This window comes from Citrobacter sp. RHB36-C18, from assembly GCF_013814485.1.
GTDB lineage: Bacteria > Pseudomonadota > Gammaproteobacteria > Enterobacterales > Enterobacteriaceae > Citrobacter > Citrobacter braakii.
On the sequence record NZ_CP057125.1, the window covers coordinates 3,303,689 to 3,326,118 of the forward strand.

The 22,430-nt window shown below is 53.9% G+C and carries 20 protein-coding genes; 10 read left to right on the plus strand and 10 right to left on the minus strand.

Annotated features, from left to right (window positions below; all coding sequences use genetic code 11):
* Positions 1-9 precede the first annotated feature (9 nt).
* The 7 genes from pcp to ybgI are packed head-to-tail and all read right to left on the minus strand — an operon-like array spanning position 10 to position 5,499.
* The gene (pcp, locus tag HVZ52_RS15905) at positions 10-654 is read right to left on the minus strand and encodes a pyroglutamyl-peptidase I (protein ID WP_181598447.1); all 645 of its coding nucleotides are present in this window, start codon (positions 652-654) and stop codon (positions 10-12) included.
* A 9-nt stretch (positions 655-663) separates the two neighbouring features.
* Positions 664-1,659 (minus strand): DUF979 domain-containing protein, encoded by a 996-nt coding sequence (locus HVZ52_RS15910; protein ID WP_016152277.1) that lies wholly within the window; start codon positions 1,657-1,659, stop codon positions 664-666.
* Entirely contained in the window at positions 1,656-2,378 is a 723-nt protein-coding gene (locus HVZ52_RS15915) for a DUF969 domain-containing protein (RefSeq protein ID WP_003831395.1), read from the minus strand. Before HVZ52_RS15915 ends, HVZ52_RS15910 begins: the two co-directional genes overlap by 4 nt.
* A 55-nt stretch (positions 2,379-2,433) precedes the next feature.
* Positions 2,434-3,168, minus strand: coding sequence for a 5-oxoprolinase subunit PxpA (gene pxpA / locus HVZ52_RS15920; protein ID WP_181598448.1), 735 nt, complete (start codon positions 3,166-3,168; stop codon positions 2,434-2,436).
* Positions 3,158-4,090, minus strand: a complete 933-nt coding sequence (pxpC, locus tag HVZ52_RS15925; protein WP_016152275.1) for a 5-oxoprolinase subunit PxpC — start codon at positions 4,088-4,090, stop codon at positions 3,158-3,160. The genes pxpA and pxpC overlap by 11 nt, the downstream gene beginning before the upstream one ends.
* Positions 4,084-4,740, minus strand: a complete 657-nt coding sequence (gene pxpB / locus HVZ52_RS15930) for a 5-oxoprolinase subunit PxpB (RefSeq protein WP_181598449.1) — start codon at positions 4,738-4,740, stop codon at positions 4,084-4,086. The genes pxpC and pxpB overlap by 7 nt, the downstream gene beginning before the upstream one ends.
* Positions 4,741-4,755: 15 nt before the next feature.
* A complete protein-coding gene (ybgI, locus tag HVZ52_RS15935; RefSeq protein WP_016152273.1) occupies positions 4,756-5,499 on the minus strand; it encodes a radiation resistance protein YbgI in 744 nt (247 codons plus the stop codon).
* Positions 5,500-5,788: 289 nt separating this feature from the next.
* Here ybgI and dtpD point away from each other — a divergent pair, with 289 nt between their 5' ends.
* Positions 5,789-7,270 (plus strand): dipeptide permease DtpD, encoded by a 1,482-nt coding sequence (gene dtpD, locus HVZ52_RS15940; protein WP_047497726.1) that lies wholly within the window; start codon positions 5,789-5,791, stop codon positions 7,268-7,270.
* A gap of 49 nt (positions 7,271-7,319) precedes the next feature.
* Here dtpD and HVZ52_RS15945 read toward each other — a convergent pair whose 3' ends face one another.
* From HVZ52_RS15945 to HVZ52_RS15955, 3 genes are all read right to left on the minus strand, one after another.
* Positions 7,320-8,276 carry an Rpn family recombination-promoting nuclease/putative transposase gene (locus tag HVZ52_RS15945; protein WP_181598450.1) on the minus strand — a complete coding sequence of 319 codons (957 nt, stop codon included), beginning with the start codon at positions 8,274-8,276 and terminating at the stop codon, positions 7,320-7,322.
* A 159-nt stretch (positions 8,277-8,435) separates the two neighbouring features.
* Positions 8,436-9,854 carry a deoxyribodipyrimidine photo-lyase gene (phrB, locus tag HVZ52_RS15950; protein WP_181598451.1) on the minus strand — a complete coding sequence of 473 codons (1,419 nt, stop codon included), beginning with the start codon at positions 9,852-9,854 and terminating at the stop codon, positions 8,436-8,438.
* Positions 9,855-9,978: 124 nt separating this feature from the next.
* Entirely contained in the window at positions 9,979-10,185 is a 207-nt protein-coding gene (locus tag HVZ52_RS15955; protein WP_003022870.1) for a YbfA family protein, read from the minus strand.
* A gap of 308 nt (positions 10,186-10,493) precedes the next feature.
* On the opposite strand from HVZ52_RS15955, the gene kdpF reads away from it, so the two are divergent.
* From kdpF to potE, 9 genes are all read left to right on the plus strand, one after another.
* Positions 10,494-10,583, plus strand: a complete 90-nt coding sequence (gene kdpF, locus HVZ52_RS15960) for a K(+)-transporting ATPase subunit F (RefSeq protein WP_001670793.1) — start codon at positions 10,494-10,496, stop codon at positions 10,581-10,583.
* Complete coding sequence (gene kdpA / locus HVZ52_RS15965) at positions 10,583-12,262, plus strand: potassium-transporting ATPase subunit KdpA (protein ID WP_181598452.1); 1,680 nt, start codon at positions 10,583-10,585, stop codon at positions 12,260-12,262. Before kdpF ends, kdpA begins: the two co-directional genes overlap by 1 nt.
* 20 nt (positions 12,263-12,282) lie before the next feature.
* The gene (gene kdpB, locus HVZ52_RS15970) at positions 12,283-14,331 is read left to right on the plus strand and encodes a potassium-transporting ATPase subunit KdpB (protein WP_181598453.1); all 2,049 of its coding nucleotides are present in this window, start codon (positions 12,283-12,285) and stop codon (positions 14,329-14,331) included.
* 8 nt (positions 14,332-14,339) lie between these two features.
* A complete protein-coding gene (gene kdpC, locus HVZ52_RS15975) occupies positions 14,340-14,906 on the plus strand; it encodes a potassium-transporting ATPase subunit KdpC (RefSeq protein WP_047359484.1) in 567 nt (188 codons plus the stop codon).
* A 10-nt stretch (positions 14,907-14,916) separates the two neighbouring features.
* Positions 14,917-17,601 carry a two-component system sensor histidine kinase KdpD gene (gene kdpD, locus HVZ52_RS15980; RefSeq protein ID WP_047415167.1) on the plus strand — a complete coding sequence of 895 codons (2,685 nt, stop codon included), beginning with the start codon at positions 14,917-14,919 and terminating at the stop codon, positions 17,599-17,601.
* Positions 17,598-18,275 (plus strand): two-component system response regulator KdpE, encoded by a 678-nt coding sequence (gene kdpE, locus HVZ52_RS15985; RefSeq protein ID WP_016152265.1) that lies wholly within the window; start codon positions 17,598-17,600, stop codon positions 18,273-18,275. Before kdpD ends, kdpE begins: the two co-directional genes overlap by 4 nt.
* A gap of 278 nt (positions 18,276-18,553) precedes the next feature.
* Complete coding sequence (gene speFL, locus HVZ52_RS15990; protein ID WP_114149115.1) at positions 18,554-18,658, plus strand: leader peptide SpeFL; 105 nt, start codon at positions 18,554-18,556, stop codon at positions 18,656-18,658.
* Between the two features lie 257 nt (positions 18,659-18,915).
* Positions 18,916-21,114: an ornithine decarboxylase SpeF gene (speF, locus tag HVZ52_RS15995; protein WP_047501716.1), complete on the plus strand. Its 2,199-nt coding sequence runs from the start codon at positions 18,916-18,918 to the stop codon at positions 21,112-21,114.
* A complete protein-coding gene (gene potE / locus HVZ52_RS16000) occupies positions 21,111-22,430 on the plus strand; it encodes a putrescine-ornithine antiporter (protein WP_016155987.1) in 1,320 nt (439 codons plus the stop codon). The genes speF and potE overlap by 4 nt, the downstream gene beginning before the upstream one ends.

Here is a 22,430-nt window from a genome sequence, read left to right on the forward strand (position 1 = left end):
TGTCCTTTTTTAATGTGTTGCACCGCCCGTCACTGCGATATCACTCTCCACCTGCAACGCGGTGGCAATCGCAACTTCCAGCGCCCGGCGCACCGTGTCCGCTGCCATACTTGGCGCCCCGGGGTGCTGTGTAGCCTGTTGCGGCAAATAAGGGATATGAATAAATCCTCCCTTCACCGCCGGAACGTCACGTAGTTTATGCAGCAGGCCATACATCACGTGGTTACAAACGAAAGTGCCCGCGGTCTGGGAAACCGAAGCCGGAATTCCCGCGTTGCGCATGGCAACAACCATCGCTTTGATCGGCAACGAACTAAACCACGCCGCCGGACCATCGGCCACAATCGGCACATCTACCGGCTGTTGACCCTGATTATCCGCAATACGCGCATCGTCAACGTTGATCGCCACGCGCTCCACGGTGACATCCGTGCGCCCACCCGCCTGCCCCACAGCCAGCACCAGGGATGGCGACAGCGCGTCAATCGCACCATTGAGTACGGCAAGAGATTCGCCAAAGACGCACGGCAGTTGGCGGGCAACGACGCGGCATCCGCCGATGATAGCATTGTCGAGGCCCGAGACCACTTCCCAGGAAGGGTTAACTGACTCGCCGCCAAAGGGTTCAAATCCCGTGATGAGTACTGTTTTCATCCTGTCACCTTACAAGAACATCAGGAAATACATCAGGAACACGTTGACCAGCAACAGCAGTATGCCGGTTGGCACCTGCGCTTTAATCACCGCGTTTTTATCCGGCAGCTCCAGCAGCGCTGCAGGAACAATGTTAAAGTTTGCCGCCATCGGCGTCATTAACGTCCCGCAATAGCCAGAGAACATACCAATTGCCGCCATTACTGCCGGATTGCCGCCGTGCTGCAGCACGAGGATCGGAATACCAATTCCGGCGGTCACGATCGGGAAAGCGGCAAACGCATTGCCCATGACCATCGTCAGCAATGCCATGCCGAGGGTGTACACCGCCACTGCGATAAAGCGGCTATCCACCGCCAGGTATTCTTGCGTCAGCCAGGAAATACCGCTGCCTACGCCCGCTGCCGTAAACAACAGCCCGAGCGTGGCCAAAATCTGCGGCAGGATGAACGCCCAGCCGATGGAGTCCAGCAGACGGCGCGCCTCCTGAATCGGTTGATGAACCCGCTCATGGGTCATTTTTATCGCCATCGCCAGACCAATCAACGAGCCTGCGGTCATGGAAAAGAGCGTCACCAGCGTGGCGTGATTACCCGGCCCAAACAGCGCATCCTGTAAGCCCGGAATATGGTTGAACATCAGCACGCCAATAACCGTTACCACCGGAATTGCCAGCGCAGGGAAAAACAGGCGGTTACCCAGACGACTGGCGCTTTCTTCGCGCTGTTGCTGCGTTCGTTGATGGTAGCTTCCCAGCTTCACGCCGCCAAAACCGGCGATCAGGGCCAGCACGACCACCGCAACGCCAACGGCAATATGCACCGTGCGTTTGTCGCCAAACAGCGAATATGTCCAGTCGCCAAGCAGAAACAGTACGCCGTATATGCCCCAAAACAGGCCGGTGGTGAAGCGACGCGGGTTCGCTTTGTCCTGCCAGGACATCAGCGCCACAATCAGTAATACCGCTCCCGCCAGCCAGTAGAGATAGCTTTGTTGAAAATTCATTTCGCTTCCCCTTTCGCTGCGGCATTCGCTTTCGCCACCTCACGTTGCAAATAGCTATCCAGACGCCACAGACGCGTACCGTGGATCAGGAATGCACAAATTGCCGTAGGGATCCCCCACAAGGCAATATGCAGCGGTTCGGTCTGGATCCCACCAGACTCCAGCATAAAGTTGTGCATAAAAATGATGGCGCCGAAGGCAACAAAGATATCTTCACCGAAGAACAGTCCGACGTTATCGGTCGCAGCTGACATGGCGCGCAGACGATAGCGTACCGCCCCAGGTATCTCGCCGTGATTTTTCTCTGCGGCTCCTTCCGCCATCGGCGCCAGCAGCGGACGCACCATCTGCGGATGCCCCCCCAGACTGGTCAGCCCTAACGCAGCGGTCGCTTCGCGAATGAACAGATAGACAATAAGCAGACGACCACTGGTGGCGCTGCGGATTTTTGCAATCCACGCCTGAGCACGCTCTTTGAGTCCGTGGCGTTCCAGCAGGCCAATAACCGCCAGCGGGATCAGCAGGATAAATGGCAGGTTGCGGGTGTTAAGAAAACCTTCACCCAGCTTCTCAAGGATAGTGGCGATCGGCATATGCGCCGCCAGCCCCGTGACGATCCCGGCAATAATGACCACCAATACCGGGTTAAAACGTAAAAGAAATCCGACCACGATGACGGCGATCCCCGTCAATGGCCAGAGAGAAATTACCTCTCCCATAATTCAGTCCTGTATATGTTGTTGTGTAATATATTATTGTTTTGTATGAATAAATTTATGCGCTAATTTGAATATTGCATGCATTGAATGCGGCTCGCAAGCGACGGGCAAAAGCGAGTGCGTGCTCACCATCCCCGTGAATGCATACCGTCTGGGCTGTCACGCTCGCCCACGTTCCACTCTGGCTTTTTACTCTGCCGGATTGCACCATTTCTAGCGTTTGCGCCAGCGCCTGCTCTTCATCCTCAATCAATGCGCCCGGCTGGCTGCGCGGCACCAGACTGCCATCCGCCTGATAACCCCGATCGGCAAAAACCTCCTGACGTGTTACCAGACCATAGCGTTCACCCGCACGAATCAGTTCGCTTCCTGCCAGCCCTACCAGAACCAGCAACGGATCGCAGGCATACACCGCTTGAGCAATAGCATCCGCCAACTGAGGATCTTTCGCCGCCTGGTTATAAAGCATACCGTGCGGTTTAACATGACGCATTACGCCGCCCTGCGCACGCGTGATGGCAGCCAGCGCACCAATTTGATACAGCGTCTGCGCATACACCGTTTCCACAGGCAGGGTCATGGCGCTACGGCCAAAATTTTCCCGATCCGGAAAACTCGGATGCGCGCCTATCGCTACGCCATTTTTTAGCGCTTCGCGCACGCTTAAAAGCATCGTCTGCGCATCACCGGCGTGAAACCCACAGGCGATGTTGGCTGATGACACCAGTTGCAGCAGCGCTGCATCGTTAGGGCATCCCTCACCGAGGTCTGCGTTGAGATCAATTTTCATTGTTAAGTCGCCATGTTAACTGTTCCAGATAACGCTGCCGATCGTGGCGCGCCTTAAGCGCTTCCTCCAGCGAACACTGCACAAAATGGATCGGCTGGCCGAGCGGGATCTGCGCCAGATGATACATATCCGCTTCGATGATACAGGCGATACGCGGATAGCCGCCCGTCGTCTGAGCATCGTTCATCAGCACGATGGGCTGACCATTATGCGGAACCTGCACTACGCCAGGGAGCAAACCATGCGACAATAGCTCGCGATCGGTCGTGCGCGTCAGCGACTGCCCCTGCAAGCGATACCCCATACGGTTGCTTTGCGGACTCAGTTGCCACGGGGAGCGCCAGAAAGAAGCCTGCGATACTTCGTCAAACTCCTGGTATTCAGGCCCGGGGAGCGCACGAATGTGGTTGCCCCACATCAGCTGTTTTACGCCCTGCGGCCCGCTGAATTGCCGGGTCGATGCGCCAATTGGCAGCCGATCGCCATCGCGCAGCAGACGCCCTTCCAGCCCGCCAATTCCGACTTTGAGATCGGTACTGCGCGAGCCCATTACTTCGGGCACATCAAAACCGCCCGCTACCGCCAGATAGCTGCGCATGCCGTGATGTGGACGTTTTAGCGTCAGACGCTGCCCGGCTTTCACCGGCAGCCGCCATCCGCTCCATACGGGAGTACGATCCAGGTGCGCTTCACATCCCGCACCGGTCAGGGCAAACCAGCCATCGGTTTCAAATTCCACCACCAACTGCCCCAGTGTGATTTCCAGCGCAGCGGCATTCGCATCATTACCCACCAGCAGATTAGCAACGTTCAGCGCCGGTTTATCCAGCGCGCCACAGTGACTGATTCCGGATTGACGAAAACTATGGCGTCCCCCGTCCTGTACTGAGGTGTACATGCCAGCGCGAATGATGTTTAACATATCCCCTCCTTCTGCGGGACAAAACGCACGGTATCGCCAGCCCGTAACAGAATCGGCTCATGCCGTTTTGGATCAAATAACGCAACGGAGGTACGGCCAATCAATTGCCATCCACCTGGCGTGGAAAGCGGATAGACCCCCGTTTGGGATCCGCCAATACCGACAGAACCTGCCGGAACAAGCAGACGCGGTTCCGCACGCCTCGGAGTATGGAGCGGTTCAGGTAAGCTCCCGAGATAGGGAAATCCCGGCTGAAAACCGATAAACCACACCACATAATCAACCGACGCATGAAGTTCGACGACCTGCTTGTCGCTTAATCCACTGTGCCGGGCGACCTCTGCCAGATCGGGGCCGAACTCACCGCCATAGGTCACGGGAATTTCAATAAAGCGCGAGTCCGGCTCCAACGCCTCACTCTCTTCCCACCAGCGCTGCAGGCGTTCAATCGCATCCAGCGCCAGCGTTTTCGGGTCGCGCAGGGTAACCGTGATATTGTTCATTCCCGGAATAGCTTCCAGCACATTCGGGGCATCAACCAGACGCTGGGCCAGACGCCAGATGCGTTTCTGAGTCGCCAGCGTAATGGGAGGTTCCAGCTCAAGAACCACCGCACTTTCACCTAACAGATAACAACGCGCTCGCTGCACTTTCGTCCCTCTTTATTACGCTGGATTAGGAATATCGATAAAGGTTACGTCCAGATCGGTATTTTCATTCAGCCATTCGCTCAATGCGCGAATGCCGCCACGTTCGGTCGCATGGTGACCAGCAGCATAAAAATGCAACCCCTGCTCGCGGGCTGAGTGAATGGTTTGCTCTGAGACTTCACCGGTGATAAAGGCATCGACACCAAACCGGGCTGCGCTATCAATGAAACTCTGACCGCCCCCTGTACACCAGGCGACGCGCTGAACTTTTTCCGGCCCGGTATCACCGCACCATAACGGTTTACGGCCTAAACGCGCTTCAATCCACGATGCCAGCTCCAGCCCCGGAACCGGCATGGAGAGTTCTCCCCATGGCACCAGCGGCTCGATTTCACCCATGACGGTGATCCCCAACAGCGCTGCCAGTTGCGCGTTATTACCCAGTTCCGGGTGAGCATCCAGCGGCAGGTGCCAGCCATACAGGTTGATATCATTTTCCAACAGCGTTTTCAGACGATGGCGCTTCATACCGCGAATAACCGGAGATTCGCCTTTCCAGAAATAACCGTGATGAACGATGACCGCATCCGCCTGCAGACGTACTGCCTCGTCCAGTAACGCCTGACTTGCGGTCACGCCGGTCACGATTTTATGCACCGTCTCTTTGCCCTCAACCTGCAAACCATTCGGCGCATAGTCGCTAATGGCGGCGCTGTTCAGTTTGTCGTTGATCAGTTGTTCCAGTTCGGTGTTTTTCATCATCGTCCTCGTAGTCATAAATTCTGCCTGCCCAATCAGCAACACAGCTTAGGTTAAAATAGCGTCCCCGCTTGCGTTCGTCGATAGACATTTCACTGACACATCAAGAAACAATCACACCCGATTTGAACGCAATTTGCTTACCCCCACGCGATCTAATTCATGTATATTTATGCAATCAGACAGCATATTGCAAAAATAATCAGATCTGTATCAAAGTTAAAACTTTAAGGAAACACACTCGCGCAGCACGTTCAGCCTGTCGCGAGGCATTTACTTCGAGAAAAGAATGAATAAACAAGCATCTCAACCACGGGCGATTTATTACGTCGTTGCGCTACAAATTTGGGAATACTTCAGTTTTTACGGCATGCGTGCATTGCTGATCCTGTATCTCACTAACCAGCTTAAGTACGACGATAATCACGCATATGAACTGTTCAGCGCCTACTGCTCGCTGGTCTACGTCACGCCCATACTTGGGGGATACCTGGCCGATAAAGTGCTCGGCAATCGAATGGCGGTGATGATCGGCGCATTTTTAATGGCAGTGGGGCATCTGGTATTGGGCGCCAGCGAAATGGCCCCGGCGTTCCTTTATTTGTCGCTGGCGATTATTGTCTGTGGCTACGGTCTGTTTAAATCCAACATCAGTTGCCTGTTAGGCGAGTTGTATCAGCCTGAAGACCCTCGCCGTGACGGTGGATTCTCTCTGCTCTACGCTGCCGGTAATATTGGTTCAATCATCGCGCCCATTGCCTGCGGCTACGTGCAGGAAGAGTACAGCTGGGCAATGGGCTTTGCGCTGGCGGCGATTGGCATGCTGGCGGGGCTGGTGATTTTCGTATGCGGTAATCGCCATTTCGCCCATACCACCGGCGTCAACAAGGCCGTTCTGTGTGCGAAAAAATATATGCTGCCAAACTGGGCCTGGTTGTTAGTTCTGCTGGTTGCAGCACCGCTGCTGATTACCGTTCTGTTCTGGAAAGAGTGGTCCGTTTACGCACTGATCGTTGCTACTGTTATTGGTCTGGCGGTTCTGGCGAAGATTTACCGCCAGGCGCAGACCCAGAAACAGCGTAAAGAACTGGGGCTTATCGTTACGCTGACCTTCTTCAGTCTGTTGTTCTGGGCCTTTGCTCAACAGGGCGGCAGTTCGATTAGCCTGTATATCGACCGCTTCGTTAACCGCGATATTCTGGGATATTCCGTCCCTACTGCGATGTTCCAGTCGGTTAACGCCTTTGCCGTTATGCTGTGCGGTATCGTGCTGGCCTGGGTGGTCAAAGAAAGCGTTAGCGGTAATCGTACCGTCCGTATCTGGGGTAAATTTGCCCTTGGCCTCGGTTTAATGAGCGCCGGATTCTGTATTCTGACCTTGAGCGCCCGCTGGTCCGCGACTTACGGTCACTCTTCCATGCCGCTGATGGTATTGGGGCTGGCGGTCATGGGCTTTGCCGAGCTGTTTATCGATCCGGTGGCTATGTCTCAGATTACACGTATCGAGATCCCTGGAGTGACCGGCGTATTAACGGGTATTTACATGCTGCTTTCCGGGGCCATCGCCAACTACCTGGCCGGCGTTATCGCCGATCAGACCTCACAAGGCTCGTTTGATTCAGCGGGCGCTATCAACTATTCCATCAATGCATATATTGATGTCTTTAGCGAAATAACCTGGGGCGCGCTGGCCTGTGTGGTGCTGGTGCTGCTGATTTGGCTGTACCAGTCGTTGAAGTTCAGAAATCGTCCGCTGGCGGTAGAGTCCTGAGTTTACAGGCCCGATGATGTAATAAGATTCGGGCCTGTTTTTCTGGAGATTATGCATGGTTTACAGCCAAATCCGCTTCTGAAACACCGGTCACCAGTTTTACCATTTCGCGTTCTATTCCCTGCTCCAACATGGTTTGCGCTATACGCAATGCCGCTTCTTGTTTTCCTTCTTCTTTGCCTTGTTGTAGTCCTTGTTGTAGTCCTTGTTGTAGACCTTCCTGTAATCCATCTAACCGTAACCGCTCTGCAATAGTCATCAGCCTCTCCTTGTGTTGGGGGATCCGTTGTGCCATCTCTTGCATAAACTCATTAAAGCGAGATTCATCGCCAGATTGTAGAATGTAATTAAACATCGCTTGTAATTGCGTGTCATTAGCGCATCCAGTAAGTAGCAGCGTGGTCAGTTGCTCTACCAGCCCCATCAAATCCCGCCGACGGATATGTTTTTGCATTAATTCCAGCAGCGCCATTCGCCTGTGAGCCATGATCTCATCATCGGGTACTACCGTTATGTCCACCAACGGAAATGCGCTGGAATAAAGTTGTCTTGCCGCCACGGAATCGGCAAAGGCATCCAGCCAGCACAACGAGTACGGATAGGGGCTTCGGCAGCCATGATAAAACAGCATCGGTATCACCAGCGGCAGTTCCTTATGCCCTGCGTCCAGATGGCGCTGCATCGCCGCCATCGCATAACGCAACAGACGAAAAGCCATATGCGGCTCGGCTGAACTTTGATGCTCTAAAACCACATAGACATAACCGTCGCCGTCGCGTGTGTGCAAAGACCAGAGCACGTCGGAGTAGCGCGAACGTAAATCCGCTTCAATAAAGCTTTCTGACTCCAGCTTCAGCGAATTCAAATCGCAAAGTGTCCGCAGTTCAGTTGGCAGGTGAATGTCGAGAAAATCCCGCGCAGTTTCGGGATGATGTAAAAACGTTTTAAACACCGCATCGTGCGGTGTGGATGTCGTTGGCGTTGGCGTTGGCGCTGGCGTTGTCATTAATTTCCGTCATCTGAATGAAGATGACGGAAATTTACTGCTGAGGGAAAACTTATGCAGCAGGGTATTCACGGTACTGAGAGCACGCTTCAGCGCTAAAAGCTCCCGACTGCAACATGTTCATTCTGCTGGAAAGCATTACGCTGAAATCCACCATGCCTACTCTTTACGCGCCGCCTCATAGGCCGCCAGCGTCGCCAGTCTTGCTTGTTTATGATCGACAATCGGACGAGGATAGTTAAGCGTAACCTGCGCTTTTTCAGCCCATGTCCACGGGTCATGAATGGCTTTACCCGGCACATCGCGCAGTTCCGGCAGCCACTGGCGGATAAACTCGCCGTCGCGATCAAATTTTTCGCCCTGAGTCGTGGGGTTAAAGATACGGAAATACGGTGCGGCGTCGGTCCCGGTTGAGGCCGCCCACTGCCAGCCGCCGTTATTGGCCGCCAGATCGCCATCGATCAGTTGCGACATAAAATATTGCTCGCCTTTACGCCAGTCGATCAGCAGATCTTTCACTAAAAAGCTGGCCGTAATCATGCGTAATCGATTATGCATCCAGCCCGTGGCGTTGAGCTGACGCATCGCCGCATCAACAATCGGGTATCCCGTGTTCCCTGTTTGCCAGGCTTGCAAATGTGCCGGATTATTCTGCCATTGCACGCGATCGGTCCAACGGATAAACGGTTGATGCCGACACAGCGCCGGATGGTAAGTCATCAGATGACGATAAAATTCACGCCAGATAAGTTCGTTCAGCCAGACGCTGCCTTCCCCTCCTTCAAGCGCCTGCGGCTGCTCCGCGAGCAGTCGATTCAGGCACTGGCGCGGCGACAATCCCCCTGTCGCCAGGCTCGCGGATAATCGACTGGTACCATCAACCGCGGGGAAATCACGCCGTTGCTCATATTCGCGCGCGGCCTGCTGGCAAAACTGGCGTAATTGCGCGATAGCCAGTTTTTCTTCTGCCACAAACCGCTGCGCATCAAAATCTTGCTGCGGATAGCTCAGCGTTATTGATGTTAACGGAGCGTCAAGAGCGCCGCTTTCTCTCACCTTCGGCGCACTAACGCATTCTGGAACCCCCTCTTTAATCCGCTTTAGCCAGGCATTTTTAAACGGTGTAAAGACTTTATACATTTCGTGATTGCCGGTCATGACCGCCCCTGGAGGCAGGATCACGCTGTCGTCAAACCCTTCACACACCACATGGGGTAATGCCTTCTCAACGGCAACATCACGCTGACGTTCGTTTATTTCGTATTGATAGTTATAAAACAATCGGCTGACGCTATGCTGTGCGCAGACGTTTTTGACGGTTTCCACGCTGGTCGCAAAATCTGCAACTTCATCAAACAGAAGCGGGATGCCTTTTTCCGCCAGCGCCGCTTGCAACGCATTCAACTGCGCACTCACAAATGCCGCCTGACGTGGGGCCATTTCGTGCGCTTTCCACTGCTCAGGAGTAGAGATATATAGCGCGATGACCTGCGCAGTACGATCCCGACAAGCCGCCGCCAGCGCGAGGTTGTCATGCAGACGTAAATCACGTCGAAACCAGACCAGATGGGTGGTCATAATACTCCCGGATATAAATTAATCATTGCCACTCGTTATCTATTACACCGACAAGTGTAGACGTCGGCGCATAAAAAAAACCGCCACATTACTGTGAGCGGTTTTCTTGAGCAAGAACGATAACTTAGTAGAAATCGCAGGTGGCTTTTTCAGCCTGCTCCATCCACACCGGTTTATCACTGGTTTTAGACCAGACGCGGTGCAGGTAGCTGTAAAAACGAGCGCGGTCTTTCCAGAACAGCATGACCGGTAGCGCCAGCACGCCCGCCACTACGGCAAAGGTACGGCGCAAGAAAACAATGTGTGCTGGATATTCTTTATAAAAGTCCATAATCCTCTCCCATATATCTGTTCGGTGAATAGCACCGGAAAAATAAATTTGGTTAACTGATGAAAATAATACCGCCTTGTGTGTAATTTTGCTACTCATCCGACCACTTATTTTTATCTATTGATGCTCCGTTTAGCATAAAACCGTAATTAAGTTACATAGAGGTTAAATTAATACTAACCATTAGTTAAATAATGGTTTTTGCCATTTTTATACTTTTTTTACACCCCACCCGCTGATTTTTGCGAAATCTTTGCAAGCAAAAACCTACGCTCTGGTTATCACATTTATGCCACTGGAGGTGCACTGTGAGTGCAGGCGTGATAACCGGCATTGTGCTGGTCTTTTTATTATTAGGTTACCTGGTCTATGCCCTGATCAATGCGGAGGCGTTCTGATGGCAGCCCATGGATTTTTACTCATTGCCAGTTTCTTGCTGGTGCTATTTGTCATCGCCAGACCGTTGGGATTTGGGCTGGCTCGACTGATCAACAATACGCCCCTGCCGGGTCTGGTTGGCGCGGAGCATTTACTCTGGCGCGGTCTTGGCATCTCGCAGCAGGAGATGAACTGGCGGCAGTATCTGCTGGCTATCCTCGCTCTCAATGCGCTGGGCCTGCTGGTCCTGTTTTCGATGCTGATGGCGCAAAACCTGCTGCCGCTAAATCCCCAGCAACTACCAGGGCTTTCGTGGGATCTGGCGCTCAATACGGCGGTGAGTTTTGTCACTAATACCAACTGGCAATCCTATGCTGGCGAAACCACCTTAAGCTATTTCAGCCAGATGGCCGGGTTGACCGTGCAGAATTTCCTGTCTGCGGCGACCGGAATTGCGGTGATTTTTGCCCTGACCCGCGCTTTCACACGCCAAAGTATGAACACGTTGGGCAACGCCTGGGTCGATCTGGTTCGCATTACGCTGTGGATCCTCGTCCCTATTGCGTTGCTCATTGCCCTGTTCTTCATTCAGCAAGGTACGTTGCAAAACATATTGCCTTATCAGCCCATCACCACCCTTGAAGGGGTGAAACAGCTGCTGCCAATGGGGCCAGTCGCCTCACAGGAAGCGATTAAGATGCTCGGCACTAACGGAGGGGGATTCTTTAACGCTAACTCATCGCATCCGTTTGAAAACCCAACCGCACTGACCAATCTGGTACAGATGCTGGCTATTTTCTTAATTCCCACCGCGCTGTGTTTTGCCTTTGGTGATGTAGTGGGCGATCGTCGTCAGGGGCGGACCTTACTGTGGGCCATGTCATTGATTTTTGCGGTCTGCGTTGCCGTCGTGATGTGGGCCGAAGTTCAGGGCAACCCGCACCTGATGGCATTCGGTGCCGACAGCAATATCAACATGGAAGGCAAGGAGAGCCGCTTTGGCGTGCTGGTCACGAGTCTCTTTTCCGTCGTCACCACAGCAGCATCCTGCGGGGCTGTCGATGCGATGCATGACTCCTTTACCGCACTGGGCGGCATGGTACCTATGTGGCTGATGCAGATTGGTGAAGTGGTCTTCGGCGGTGTGGGTTCAGGTCTGTACGGCATGCTGCTGTTCGTGCTGCTGGCGGTATTTATCGCCGGGTTAATGATTGGCCGTACGCCGGAGTATCTGGGTAAGAAAATCGACGTGCGCGAAATGAAAATGACCGCGCTGGCGATTCTGGTCACCCCTACGCTGGTCCTGCTCGGGACAGCGATCGCCATGATGAGCGATGCCGGGCGCAGCGCCATGCTTAATCCAGGTCCTCACGGCTTTAGTGAAGTCCTGTATGCCGTGTCGTCTGCCTCGAACAACAACGGTAGCGCCTTTGCCGGATTAAGCGCCAATAGCCCGTTCTGGAACTGCCTGCTGGCCCTGTGCATGTTCTTCGGTCGCTTCGGCGTGATCATCCCCGTGATGGCTATTGCCGGGTCGCTGGTCAGTAAAAAGATCCAGCCAGCAAGCCCAGGCACGCTACCTACCCACGGCGCGCTGTTTGTCGGGTTGTTAATCGGTACGGTGTTACTGGTTGGCGCTCTCACCTTTGTTCCTGCCCTGGCGCTTGGTCCGGTCGCAGAATACCTGTCATTACACTGAGTGATGCGGAGCACATTACTATGAGTCGCAAGCAACTGGCGCTGTTCGAACCCTCTCTGGTCGCACAGGCGCTGATGGACGCCGTGAAAAAATTAAGCCCACATACCCAGTGGCGTAACCCGGTGATGTTTATCGTCTGGCTGGGCAGTTTGTTAACAACCCTGTTAACGGTGGCGATGGCAACAGGTCATATGCAGGGCAGCCCGTGGTTTACCGGCGCGATAAGTCTGTGGCTGTGGATTACCGTTCTGTTCGCCAACTTCGCTGAGGCGCTGGCGGAAGGTCGCAGTAAAGCTCAGGCTAATAGCCTAAAGGGAGTCAAAAAAACCGCCTTTGCCCGTAAACTTCGCGAACCCAAATACGGCGCGGCAATGGATCACGTTCCTGCCGATGATTTACGGAAAGGGGATATCGTGCTGGTGGAAGCTGGCGATATTATCCCGTGTGATGGCGAGGTCATTGAAGGTGGCGCATCAGTAGATGAAAGTGCCATTACCGGTGAATCCGCGCCTGTGATTCGTGAATCCGGTGGCGATTTCGCCTCCGTCACCGGCGGGACCCGCATCCTCTCCGACTGGCTGGTTATCGAATGCAGCGTAAACCCCGGTGAAACGTTCCTCGACCGGATGATCGCCATGGTTGAAGGCGCGCAGCGGCGTAAAACGCCCAATGAAATCGCCCTGACGATCCTGCTGATTGCCCTGACCATTATCTTTTTGCTGGCGACCGCCACGCTATGGCCGTTTTCCGCCTGGGGTGGTAGTGCGGTCAGCATCACGGTGCTGGTTGCCTTGCTTGTGTGTTTGATCCCTACAACGATAGGCGGACTGCTCTCAGCGATTGGCGTCGCCGGGATGAGCCGCATGCTGGGCGCGAATGTCATCGCTACCAGCGGACGTGCAGTAGAGGCGGCAGGTGACGTAGACGTACTGCTGCTGGATAAAACAGGCACCATTACGCTGGGTAACCGTCAGGCTTCGGATTTTCTGCCCGCCCACGGCGTGGACGAAAAAACGTTGGCCGACGCCGCACAGCTTTCATCGCTGGCCGATGAAACGCCGGAAGGCCGCAGCATCGTGGTCCTGGCAAAACAGCGCTTTAATCTGCGTATTCGCGACGTGCAATCGTTGCACGCTACCTTTGTGCCGTTTACCGCCCAAAGCCGGATGAGCGGCATCAACATCGACAACCGAATGATCCGCAAAGGGTCGGTCGATGCCATTCGTCGGCACGTTGAAGCCAACGGCGGCCACTTTCCCGCCGATGTGGAGCAGAAGGTCGAAAGCGTCGCTCGCCTTGGCGCAACGCCGCTGGTGGTTGCCGAAGGCTCCCACGTACTGGGCGTGATTGCGCTGAAAGATATTGTGAAAGGCGGGATCAAAGAACGTTTTGCTCAACTGCGCAAAATGGGGATTAAAACGGTGATGATCACCGGCGATAACCGCCTGACCGCTGCCGCGATCGCCGCTGAGGCCGGAGTGGATGACTTCTTAGCTGAAGCCACGCCGGAAGCCAAGCTGGCGCTGATTCGTCAGTATCAAGCGGAAGGTCGTCTGGTGGCGATGACCGGCGACGGAACCAATGACGCTCCTGCCCTGGCGCAGGCCGACGTTGCGGTCGCCATGAACTCTGGAACCCAGGCAGCGAAAGAAGCAGGTAACATGGTGGATCTCGACTCCAACCCCACCAAACTGATTGAAGTAGTGCACATTGGTAAACAAATGCTGATGACGCGCGGTTCGCTGACCACTTTCAGTATTGCCAACGACGTCGCGAAGTATTTCGCTATTATCCCGGCCGCCTTCGCCGCCACCTATCCACAGCTCAATGCGCTGAACGTGATGGGACTGCATTCGCCAGACTCGGCGATCCTCAGCGCGGTTATCTTTAACGCGCTGGTTATCGTCTTTCTGATCCCGCTGGCGCTAAAAGGCGTGAGCTACAAACCTTTGTCCGCATCCGCGATGTTGCGCCGCAATTTGTGGATCTATGGTCTGGGCGGTTTGGTTGTGCCGTTTATCGGTATCAAAGCGATTGATTTACTGCTGACCCTGCTGGGTCTGGTGTGAGGTTTCAGATGAGTGGATTACGTCCTGCATTATCAACATTGATTTTCCTGATGCTTATCACCGGCGGGGCTTACCCGTTGCTGACGACCGCGCTGGGGCAGTGGTGGTTTCCCCACCAGGCTAACGGTTCGCTTCTTAGCGAAGGTCAGGTTGTTCGCGGCTCTGAGCTCATCGGGCAACATTTTACCGCTGCCGGTTATTTTCAGGGGCGTCCGTCTGCCACAGCTGAAATGCCCTATAATCCAATGGCTTCAGGCGGCAGTAATCTGGCAGCCAGCAACCCGGAACTGGATAAACAGCTGCAAAGCCGGATTGCCGCGCTGCGTGCCGCCAACCCGCAGGCAAGTCCTGCCGTCCCGGTAGAGCTGGTAACGGCTTCTTCCAGCGGGCTGGATAACAACCTGACGCCAGCCGCGGTGGCCTGGCAAATTCCCCGCGTGGCGCAGGCTCGCAACCTCAGCGTTGAAGAGGTTACGCGGTTGGTTGCACAATATACGCAAAAGCCGTTGGTCAGTTTTATCGGTCAGCCGGTGGTGAACCTGGTGGAACTTAATTTAGCGCTGGATAAGCACTGAGAAAAAGGACATGCATAACGAACCCTTACGCCCCAACCCCGATCGCCTGCTGGAGCAGACCACGGCCCCGCACCGGGGAAAACTGAAAATTTTCTTCGGTGCCTGTGCTGGCGTCGGCAAAACCTGGGCCATGCTGGCAGAGGCCCAGCGACTGCGGGCGCAAGGGTTAGATGTGCTGATTGGCGTGGTGGAAACCCATGGACGCAAAGAGACCGCCGCGCTGTTGGACGGCCTCAGCATCCTGCCGCTAAAGCGACAGGCGCGTCACGGTCGCCATATCAATGAGTTCGATCTCGACGCGGCGCTGGCCCGCCGTCCGGCGCTCATTTTGATGGATGAACTGGCGCACAGTAATGCGCCAGGCTCACGGCATCCTAAGCGCTGGCAGGACATTGAAGAGCTGCTGGAAGCCGGGATTGATGTCTTTACTACCGTTAACGTGCAGCATCTGGAAAGTCTCAATGATGTGGTCAGCGGCGTTACCGGCATTCAGGTTCGTGAAACCGTACCCGACCCTTTTTTCGATGCCGCCGACGATGTGGTGCTGGTCGATCTCCCCCCCGACGATTTGCGCCAGCGCCTGAACGAAGGCAAGGTCTATATCGCCGGTCAGGCAGAAAGAGCAATTGAGCATTTCTTTCGCAAAGGTAATCTGATCGCGCTACGTGAACTTGCCCTGCGCCGCACGGCTGATCGGGTAGACGATCAGATGCGCGCCTGGCGAGGACGTCCGGGAGAGGAGAAAGTCTGGCATACCCGCGACGCTATTTTACTGTGCATTGGGCACAATACCGGCAGCGAAAAACTGGTACGCGCCGCCGCACGTCTGGCGGCGCGTCTCGGCAGCGTCTGGCATGCGGTGTATGTCGAAACGCCAGCGCTGCACCGACTGCCCGAAAAACAACGCCGCGCAATTTTAAGCGCTCTGCGGCTGGCTCAGGAGTTAGGCGCAGAAACAGCCACCCTTTCCGACCCCGCCGAAGACAAAGCGGTCATCCACTATGCCCGTGAGCATAATCTGGGAAAAATTGTGCTCGGGCGTCCGACTACGCGTCGCTGGTGGCGTAGCGATTCCTTTGCCGACAAACTCGCTCATCGCGCACCGGATCTCGACCTGATGATTGTTGCGCTCGATGAGCCCCCTTCACGCCCTGTGCTGCAAACGGCTGATAGTCGCACCTTTAAGGATAAATGGCGGGTACAAATTCAGGGTTGTGTGGTTGCCGTTGCGCTGTGCGCCATCATTACGCTAATCGCCATGCAGTGGCTAATGGCCTTTGACGCCGCCAACCTGGTGATGATCTATTTATTGGGTGTGGTGGTTATCGCACTCTTTTACGGACGCTGGCCGTCAGTGCTGGCAACCTTTATTAACGTCGCCAGCTTCGATCTCTTCTTTATTGCCCCACGCGGGACGCTGGCCGTTTCAGACGTTCAGTATCTGCTCACCTTTGCCGTAATGCTAACGGTAGGGCTGGTTATTGGTAATCTGACCGCCGGGGTGCGTTATCAGGCGCGGGTAGCGCGTTATCGTGAACAGCGTACGCGTCATTTGTATGAGATGTCGAAAGCGCTGGCCGTCGGTCGGAGTCAGACGGATATCGCCGCCACCAGTGAACAGTTTATCGCTTCAACGTTTCAGGCCCGCAGCCAGGTTTTACTGCCCGGTGAGAACGGCAAGCTGGCCCCGCTCACCCATCAACAGGGCATGACGCCGTGGGATGACGCTATTGCCCAATGGAGCTTTGACAAAGGGCAACCGGCCGGTGCAGGCACCGACACGTTACCGGGCGTGCCGTATCAGATTTTACCGTTAAAAAGCGCCGATAAAACGCATGGGCTGCTGGTAGTCGAACCGGGAAATTTACGCCAGCTTATGATCCCCGAACAGCAACGCCTGCTGGAAACCTTCACTCTACTGGTAGCCAGTGCGCTGGAGCGCCTGACGCTGACCGCCAGCGAAGAGCAGGCGCGGTTTGCCAGCGAGCGCGAAAGCATTCGCAACGCCCTGCTCGCTGCTCTGTCCCACGATTTGCGCACGCCGTTGACGGTGTTGTTCGGTCAGGCGGAAATCTTAACGCTGGATCTGGCCAGCGAGGGATCGCCGCACGCGCGCCAGGCCAGTGAGATTCGCCAGCACGTTCTGAATACTACCCGACTGGTTAATAACCTGCTGGATATGGCGCGAATTCAGTCTGGCGGCTTTAATCTTAAGAAGGAGTGGTTAACGCTGGAAGAGGTGGTCGGCAGCGCCCTGCAGATGCTGGAGCCCGGTCTCTCTGCCCCGATAAATCTGTCGTTACCTGAACCGTTAACACTGATTCACGTCGATGGTCCGCTCTTTGAACGGGTGCTGATAAACCTGTTGGAAAACGCCGTCAAATACGCGGGGCCACAGGCGCAAATCGGTATTGATGCCAGCGTCGATGGCGCACATCTGCAACTGGACGTCTGGGATAACGGGCCGGGTATTCCGTCGGGTATGGAACAGCGCGTTTTTGACAAATTTTCCCGGGGAAATAAAGAGTCATCGGTGCCCGGCGTTGGGCTGGGGTTGGCAATTTGTCAGGCTATTGTGGACGTGCACGGCGGTACTATTTCGGTCCACAATCGCGCGCAGGGAGGAGCCTGTTTTCGTGTTACACTGCCCCAGGAAATTCCCCCTGAACTTGAAGATTTTCATGAGGATATGTGACGAACGTACTGATTGTTGAAGATGAACATGCCATTCGCCGCTTTCTGCGCACCGCGCTGGAAGCCGATGGCCTGCGTGTATATGAAGCGGAAACGCTGCAACGTGGTCTGTTGGAAGCCGCCACGCGAAAACCCGATCTCATCATTCTCGATCTCGGCCTGCCGGACGGCGACGGCATTGATTTTATTCGCGACCTGCGACAATGGAGCGCGATTCCGGTGATTGTGCTTTCAGCCCGCAGTGAGGAAAGCGATAAAATTGCTGCGCTGGATGCCGGTGCCGATGACTATCTCAGTAAACCCTTTGGTATTGGCGAGCTACAGGCGAGATTGCGCGTGGCATTGCGTCGCCACGCCAGCGGTGCGTCTCCCGAACCGGTGGTACATTTTTCCAACGTCAAAGTGGATATTGCCGCACGCCTCGTTCACCGAGGTGACGAGGAAATTCATTTGACGCCGATTGAGTTTCGTCTGTTAGCGGTTCTGTTAAATAATGCCGGGAAGGTACTGACGCAACGCCAGTTGTTAAATCAGGTTTGGGGACCAAACGCCGTCGAACACAGTCATTATCTACGTATTTATATGGGACACCTGCGCCAGAAGCTGGAACTGGACCCGGCCCGTCCGCGTCATTTTCTGACCGAAACCGGAATTGGCTATCGGTTTATGCCGTGAATTCTTATTCATTTTTTCTGATTAATTAATAAATATATTTTTCATTACTCACTCCACTGCATAATACTTATTATGCAGCCAGTAGAATATTGTAAAAAAATAATAGAATACAAATAAATAACATATAAACAACAAAACAGCATCTTGTCCCGCACTATGCATAAATGGCGACTAAATATTTTATAAACGATCGTTTTTTATTGATCTTCTTCACAGTTCATAGCCATTTCCTGGATAAAATACCCGCACCTTCCACTTATCCAGTAAAGGTAACTAAAATGGAAAATAATAGCCGTACAATGCCACATATAAGGCGAACAACGCATATTATGATGTTTGCCCACCGCAACAGTTTCGACTTTCATTTCTTTAATGCCCGTTAGTCTTCCGACTAAGGGCACTCAAGTATACAGGTCTTCCTGACTCTCTGTATCGCAGGCTAACGCCTGTATCCGCAGTGCTCTCCCTGCATAACCCTGTATTACCTGTGACCGGACCGGTTAGGGTTTATTGCATCTTCAAAAAAGCAACTTACTGATTTATTTATCAGCGGTATGACTTTGCTTTTTTTTTCCGGAGTTATCAATTTCTCATTTGAGGAATTGAGGACCTGCTATTACCTAAAAATAAAGAGATGAAAATGTCAGAATTAAAAATTGCCGTAAGCCGTTCCTGTCCTGATTGTTTTTCTACGCAGCGTTCTTGCGTAAATATCGATGAAAGTAATTTTATTGATGTTGCTGCTATCGTGTTATCCATCAATGATATTGAACGTGGAAAACTCGATGAAATTGACGCCACCGGCTATGGGATTCCTGTTTTTATCGCCACCGAAAATGAAGAACGTGTTCCATCTGAACATCTGCCGCGGATCTCAGGTGTATTCGAATGTAATGAAGCCCGTACCGCCTTTTATGGCCGGCAGTTAGAAACCGCCGCCAGCCATTATGAAACGCAGTTACGTCCGCCGTTCTTCCGTGCGCTTGTCGACTATGTCAATCAGGGTAACAGCGCCTTTGATTGTCCTGGTCATCAGGGGGGCGAGTTTTTCCGTCGCCATCCTGCGGGTAATCAGTTTGTCGAATATTTCGGCGAAACACTTTTCCGCTCCGATTTGTGTAATGCCGATGTCGCAATGGGTGATCTGCTGATTCACGAAGGCGCTCCCTGCATCGCACAACAGCACGCAGCTAAAGTTTTCAACGCGGATAAGACCTACTTTGTACTGAACGGGACCTCCTCATCGAACAAAGTGGTGCTTAACGCATTGCTCACCCCAGGCGATCTGGTGTTATTCGACCGCAACAACCACAAGTCAAACCACCACGGCGCGTTATTGCAGGCCGGGGCAACGCCAGTATATCTGGAAACCGCGCGTAACCCGTACGGCTTTATCGGCGGGATCGACGCGCACTGCTTTGAAGAAGGCTATCTACGTGAACAGGTGAGTGAAGTTGCGCCACAACGTTCGAAAGATGAGCGTCCGTTCCGTCTGGCCGTGATTCAGTTAGGTACCTACGACGGCACAATCTATAACGCCCGTCAGGTGGTGGATAAGATCGGTCATCTGTGCGACTACATCCTGTTTGACTCCGCGTGGGTTGGCTATGAGCAGTTTATTCCGATGATGGCCGATTGCTCTCCGCTGTTGCTGGATCTTAACGAAAATGACCCCGGCATTCTGGTCACCCAGTCAGTGCACAAACAACAGGCAGGCTTCTCTCAGACTTCGCAGATCCACAAAAAAGACAGCCATATTAAAGGCCAGTCTCGCTACGTGCCTCATAAACGAATGAATAACGCGTTCATGATGCACGCCTCCACCAGCCCGTTCTATCCGCTCTTTGCCGCACTGGACATCAACGCCAAAATGCATGAAGGCGTCAGCGGGCGCAACATGTGGATGGACTGCGTCGTCAACGGAATTGATACTCGTAAGTTGATCCTGGAAAACTGCCACCATATCCGCCCGTTCGTGCCGGAGATAGTAGAAGGTAAACCGTGGCAGGCTTATCCCACCGCTGAAATCGCCAGCGACCTGCGTTTCTTCCATTTTGTCCCAGGTGAACACTGGCATGCTTTTGAAGGGTATGCCGAACACCAGTACTTTGTGGATCCATGCAAATTGCTGCTCACCACTCCGGGTATTAATGCACGTAACGGCGAATACGATACCTTCGGTGTTCCGGCTACCATTCTGGCTAACTTCCTGCGCGAAAATGGTGTGGTGCCCGAAAAATGCGACCTCAACTCCATCCTGTTCCTGCTGACCCCCGCAGAAGATATGGCGAAGTTGCAGCAGCTTGTCGCCCTGCTGGTACGTTTCGAAAAACTGCTGGAAGCCGATGCCCCGCTAGCCGAGGTTCTGCCCTCGATCTACAAGCAGCATGAAGCCCGTTACGCCGGTTACACCCTGCGCCAGCTGTGCCAGGAGATGCACGATTTGTATGCGCGTCACAACGTGAAGCAGCTACAGAAAGAGATGTTCCGTAAGGCACATTTCCCGCGCGTCAGCATGAATCCCCAGGATGCCAATTATGCATATCTGCGTGGTGAAGTTGAACTGGTGCGTCTGCCGGACGCTGAAGGTCGCATCGCGGCAGAAGGCGCGCTGCCTTATCCTCCGGGCGTGCTGTGTGTGGTTCCGGGTGAAATCTGGGGCGGTTCAGTATTACGTTACTTCAGCGCACTGGAAGAAGGAATCAATTTGCTACCGGGTTTTGCGCCTGAACTCCAGGGTGTCTACATCGAAGAACACGACGGTCGTAAACAGGTGTGGTGCTACGTGATTAAGCAACAAAGCGCGCAACACGCTCTGTTGAAAGGGGAAATGTTATGAGCAAAGCCAAATCCAACAAAATGGGCGTCGTCCAGCTCACTATCCTGACCATGGTTAATATGATGGGATCCGGAATCATCATGTTGCCCACCAAGCTTGCGGAAGTCGGTACTATCTCGATCATCTCGTGGCTGGTGACTGCTGTCGGTTCAATGGCGCTGGCCTGGGCCTTCGCAAAATGCGGTATGTTCAGCCGTAAATCTGGCGGTATGGGGGGTTACGCTGAATACGCCTTTGGCAAATCCGGTAACTTTATGGCGAACTACACTTATGGCGTTTCGCTGTTAATCGCCAACGTGGCTATCGCCATCTCCGCCGTTGGCTACGGTACCGAGCTGTTTGGCGCCACACTGACGCCGGTGCAGATTGGCCTGGCAACCATTGGTGTACTGTGGATCTGTACCGTGGCTAACTTTGGCGGGGCGCGCATTACCGGGCAGATCAGCAGCATCACCGTTTGGGGCGTCATTATTCCGGTTGTCGGTCTGTGTATCATCGGCTGGTTCTGGTTCAGTCCGACGCTGTACGCTAACTCCTGGAATCCACACCACGTCCCGTTCTTCACGGCTGTCGGTTCTTCCATTGCGATGACCTTGTGGGCTTTTCTGGGTCTGGAATCGGCCTGCGCCAACGCTGAAGTGGTAGACAACCCGGAACGCAACGTGCCCATCGCCGTATTGGGCGGTACGCTGGGCGCGGCGGTGATTTACATCATCTCCACCAACGTGATAGCCGGGATTGTGCCGAATATGGATCTGGCTAACTCTACAGCACCGTTCGGTTTAGCCTTCGCACAAATGTTCACCCCGGAAGTCGGTAAGGTGATCATGGCGCTGATGGTGATGTCCTGCTGCGGTTCACTGCTGGGCTGGCAGTTCACTATCGCTCAGGTATTCAAATCGTCGGCTGATGGGGGTTACTTCCCTAAAATCTTCTCTCGCGTGACCAAAGTAGACGCGCCGGTACAGGGGATGCTGGCTATCGTGATCATCCAGAGTGGTTTATCGCTGATGACTATCAGCCCGTCACTGAACAGTCAGTTCAACGTGCTGGTCAACCTGGCGGTGGTAACGAACATCATTCCGTATATTCTGTCGATGGCCGCGCTGGTAATTATTCAAAAAATGGCGAATGTTCCGTCGTCAAAAGCGAAACCGGCGAACTTCGTGGCGTTTGTTGGCGCATTGTACAGCTTCTATGCGCTCTACTCCTCTGGCGAAGAAGCAATGCTTTATGGTTCTATCGTGACCTTCCTCGGCTGGACGCTGTATGGCCTGGTATCACCGCGTTTTGAACTGAAAAATAAGCATAGTTAA

Excerpts from the sequence above, each read along its gene's own strand:
- pcp (WP_181598447.1), bottom strand. The coding sequence starts at position 654 with ATGAAAACAGTACTCATCACGGGATTTGAACCCTTTGGCGGCGAGTCA.
- HVZ52_RS15910 (WP_016152277.1), bottom strand. The coding sequence starts at position 1,659 with ATGAATTTTCAACAAAGCTATCTCTACTGGCTGGCGGGAGCGGTATTA.
- HVZ52_RS15915 (WP_003831395.1), bottom strand. The coding sequence starts at position 2,378 with ATGGGAGAGGTAATTTCTCTCTGGCCATTGACGGGGATCGCCGTCATC.
- pxpA (WP_181598448.1), bottom strand. The coding sequence starts at position 3,168 with ATGAAAATTGATCTCAACGCAGACCTCGGTGAGGGATGCCCTAACGAT.
- pxpC (WP_016152275.1), bottom strand. The coding sequence starts at position 4,090 with ATGTTAAACATCATTCGCGCTGGCATGTACACCTCAGTACAGGACGGG.
- ybgI (WP_016152273.1), bottom strand. The coding sequence starts at position 5,499 with ATGAAAAACACCGAACTGGAACAACTGATCAACGACAAACTGAACAGC.
- dtpD (WP_047497726.1), top strand. The coding sequence starts at position 5,789 with ATGAATAAACAAGCATCTCAACCACGGGCGATTTATTACGTCGTTGCG.
- HVZ52_RS15945 (WP_181598450.1), bottom strand. The coding sequence starts at position 8,276 with ATGACAACGCCAGCGCCAACGCCAACGCCAACGACATCCACACCGCAC.
- phrB (WP_181598451.1), bottom strand. The coding sequence starts at position 9,854 with ATGACCACCCATCTGGTCTGGTTTCGACGTGATTTACGTCTGCATGAC.
- HVZ52_RS15955 (WP_003022870.1), bottom strand. The coding sequence starts at position 10,185 with ATGGACTTTTATAAAGAATATCCAGCACACATTGTTTTCTTGCGCCGT.
- kdpA (WP_181598452.1), top strand. The coding sequence starts at position 10,583 with ATGGCAGCCCATGGATTTTTACTCATTGCCAGTTTCTTGCTGGTGCTA.
- kdpB (WP_181598453.1), top strand. The coding sequence starts at position 12,283 with ATGAGTCGCAAGCAACTGGCGCTGTTCGAACCCTCTCTGGTCGCACAG.
- kdpC (WP_047359484.1), top strand. The coding sequence starts at position 14,340 with ATGAGTGGATTACGTCCTGCATTATCAACATTGATTTTCCTGATGCTT.
- kdpD (WP_047415167.1), top strand. The coding sequence starts at position 14,917 with ATGCATAACGAACCCTTACGCCCCAACCCCGATCGCCTGCTGGAGCAG.
- speFL (WP_114149115.1), top strand. The coding sequence starts at position 18,554 with ATGGAAAATAATAGCCGTACAATGCCACATATAAGGCGAACAACGCAT.
- speF (WP_047501716.1), top strand. The coding sequence starts at position 18,916 with ATGTCAGAATTAAAAATTGCCGTAAGCCGTTCCTGTCCTGATTGTTTT.
- potE (WP_016155987.1), top strand. The coding sequence starts at position 21,111 with ATGAGCAAAGCCAAATCCAACAAAATGGGCGTCGTCCAGCTCACTATC.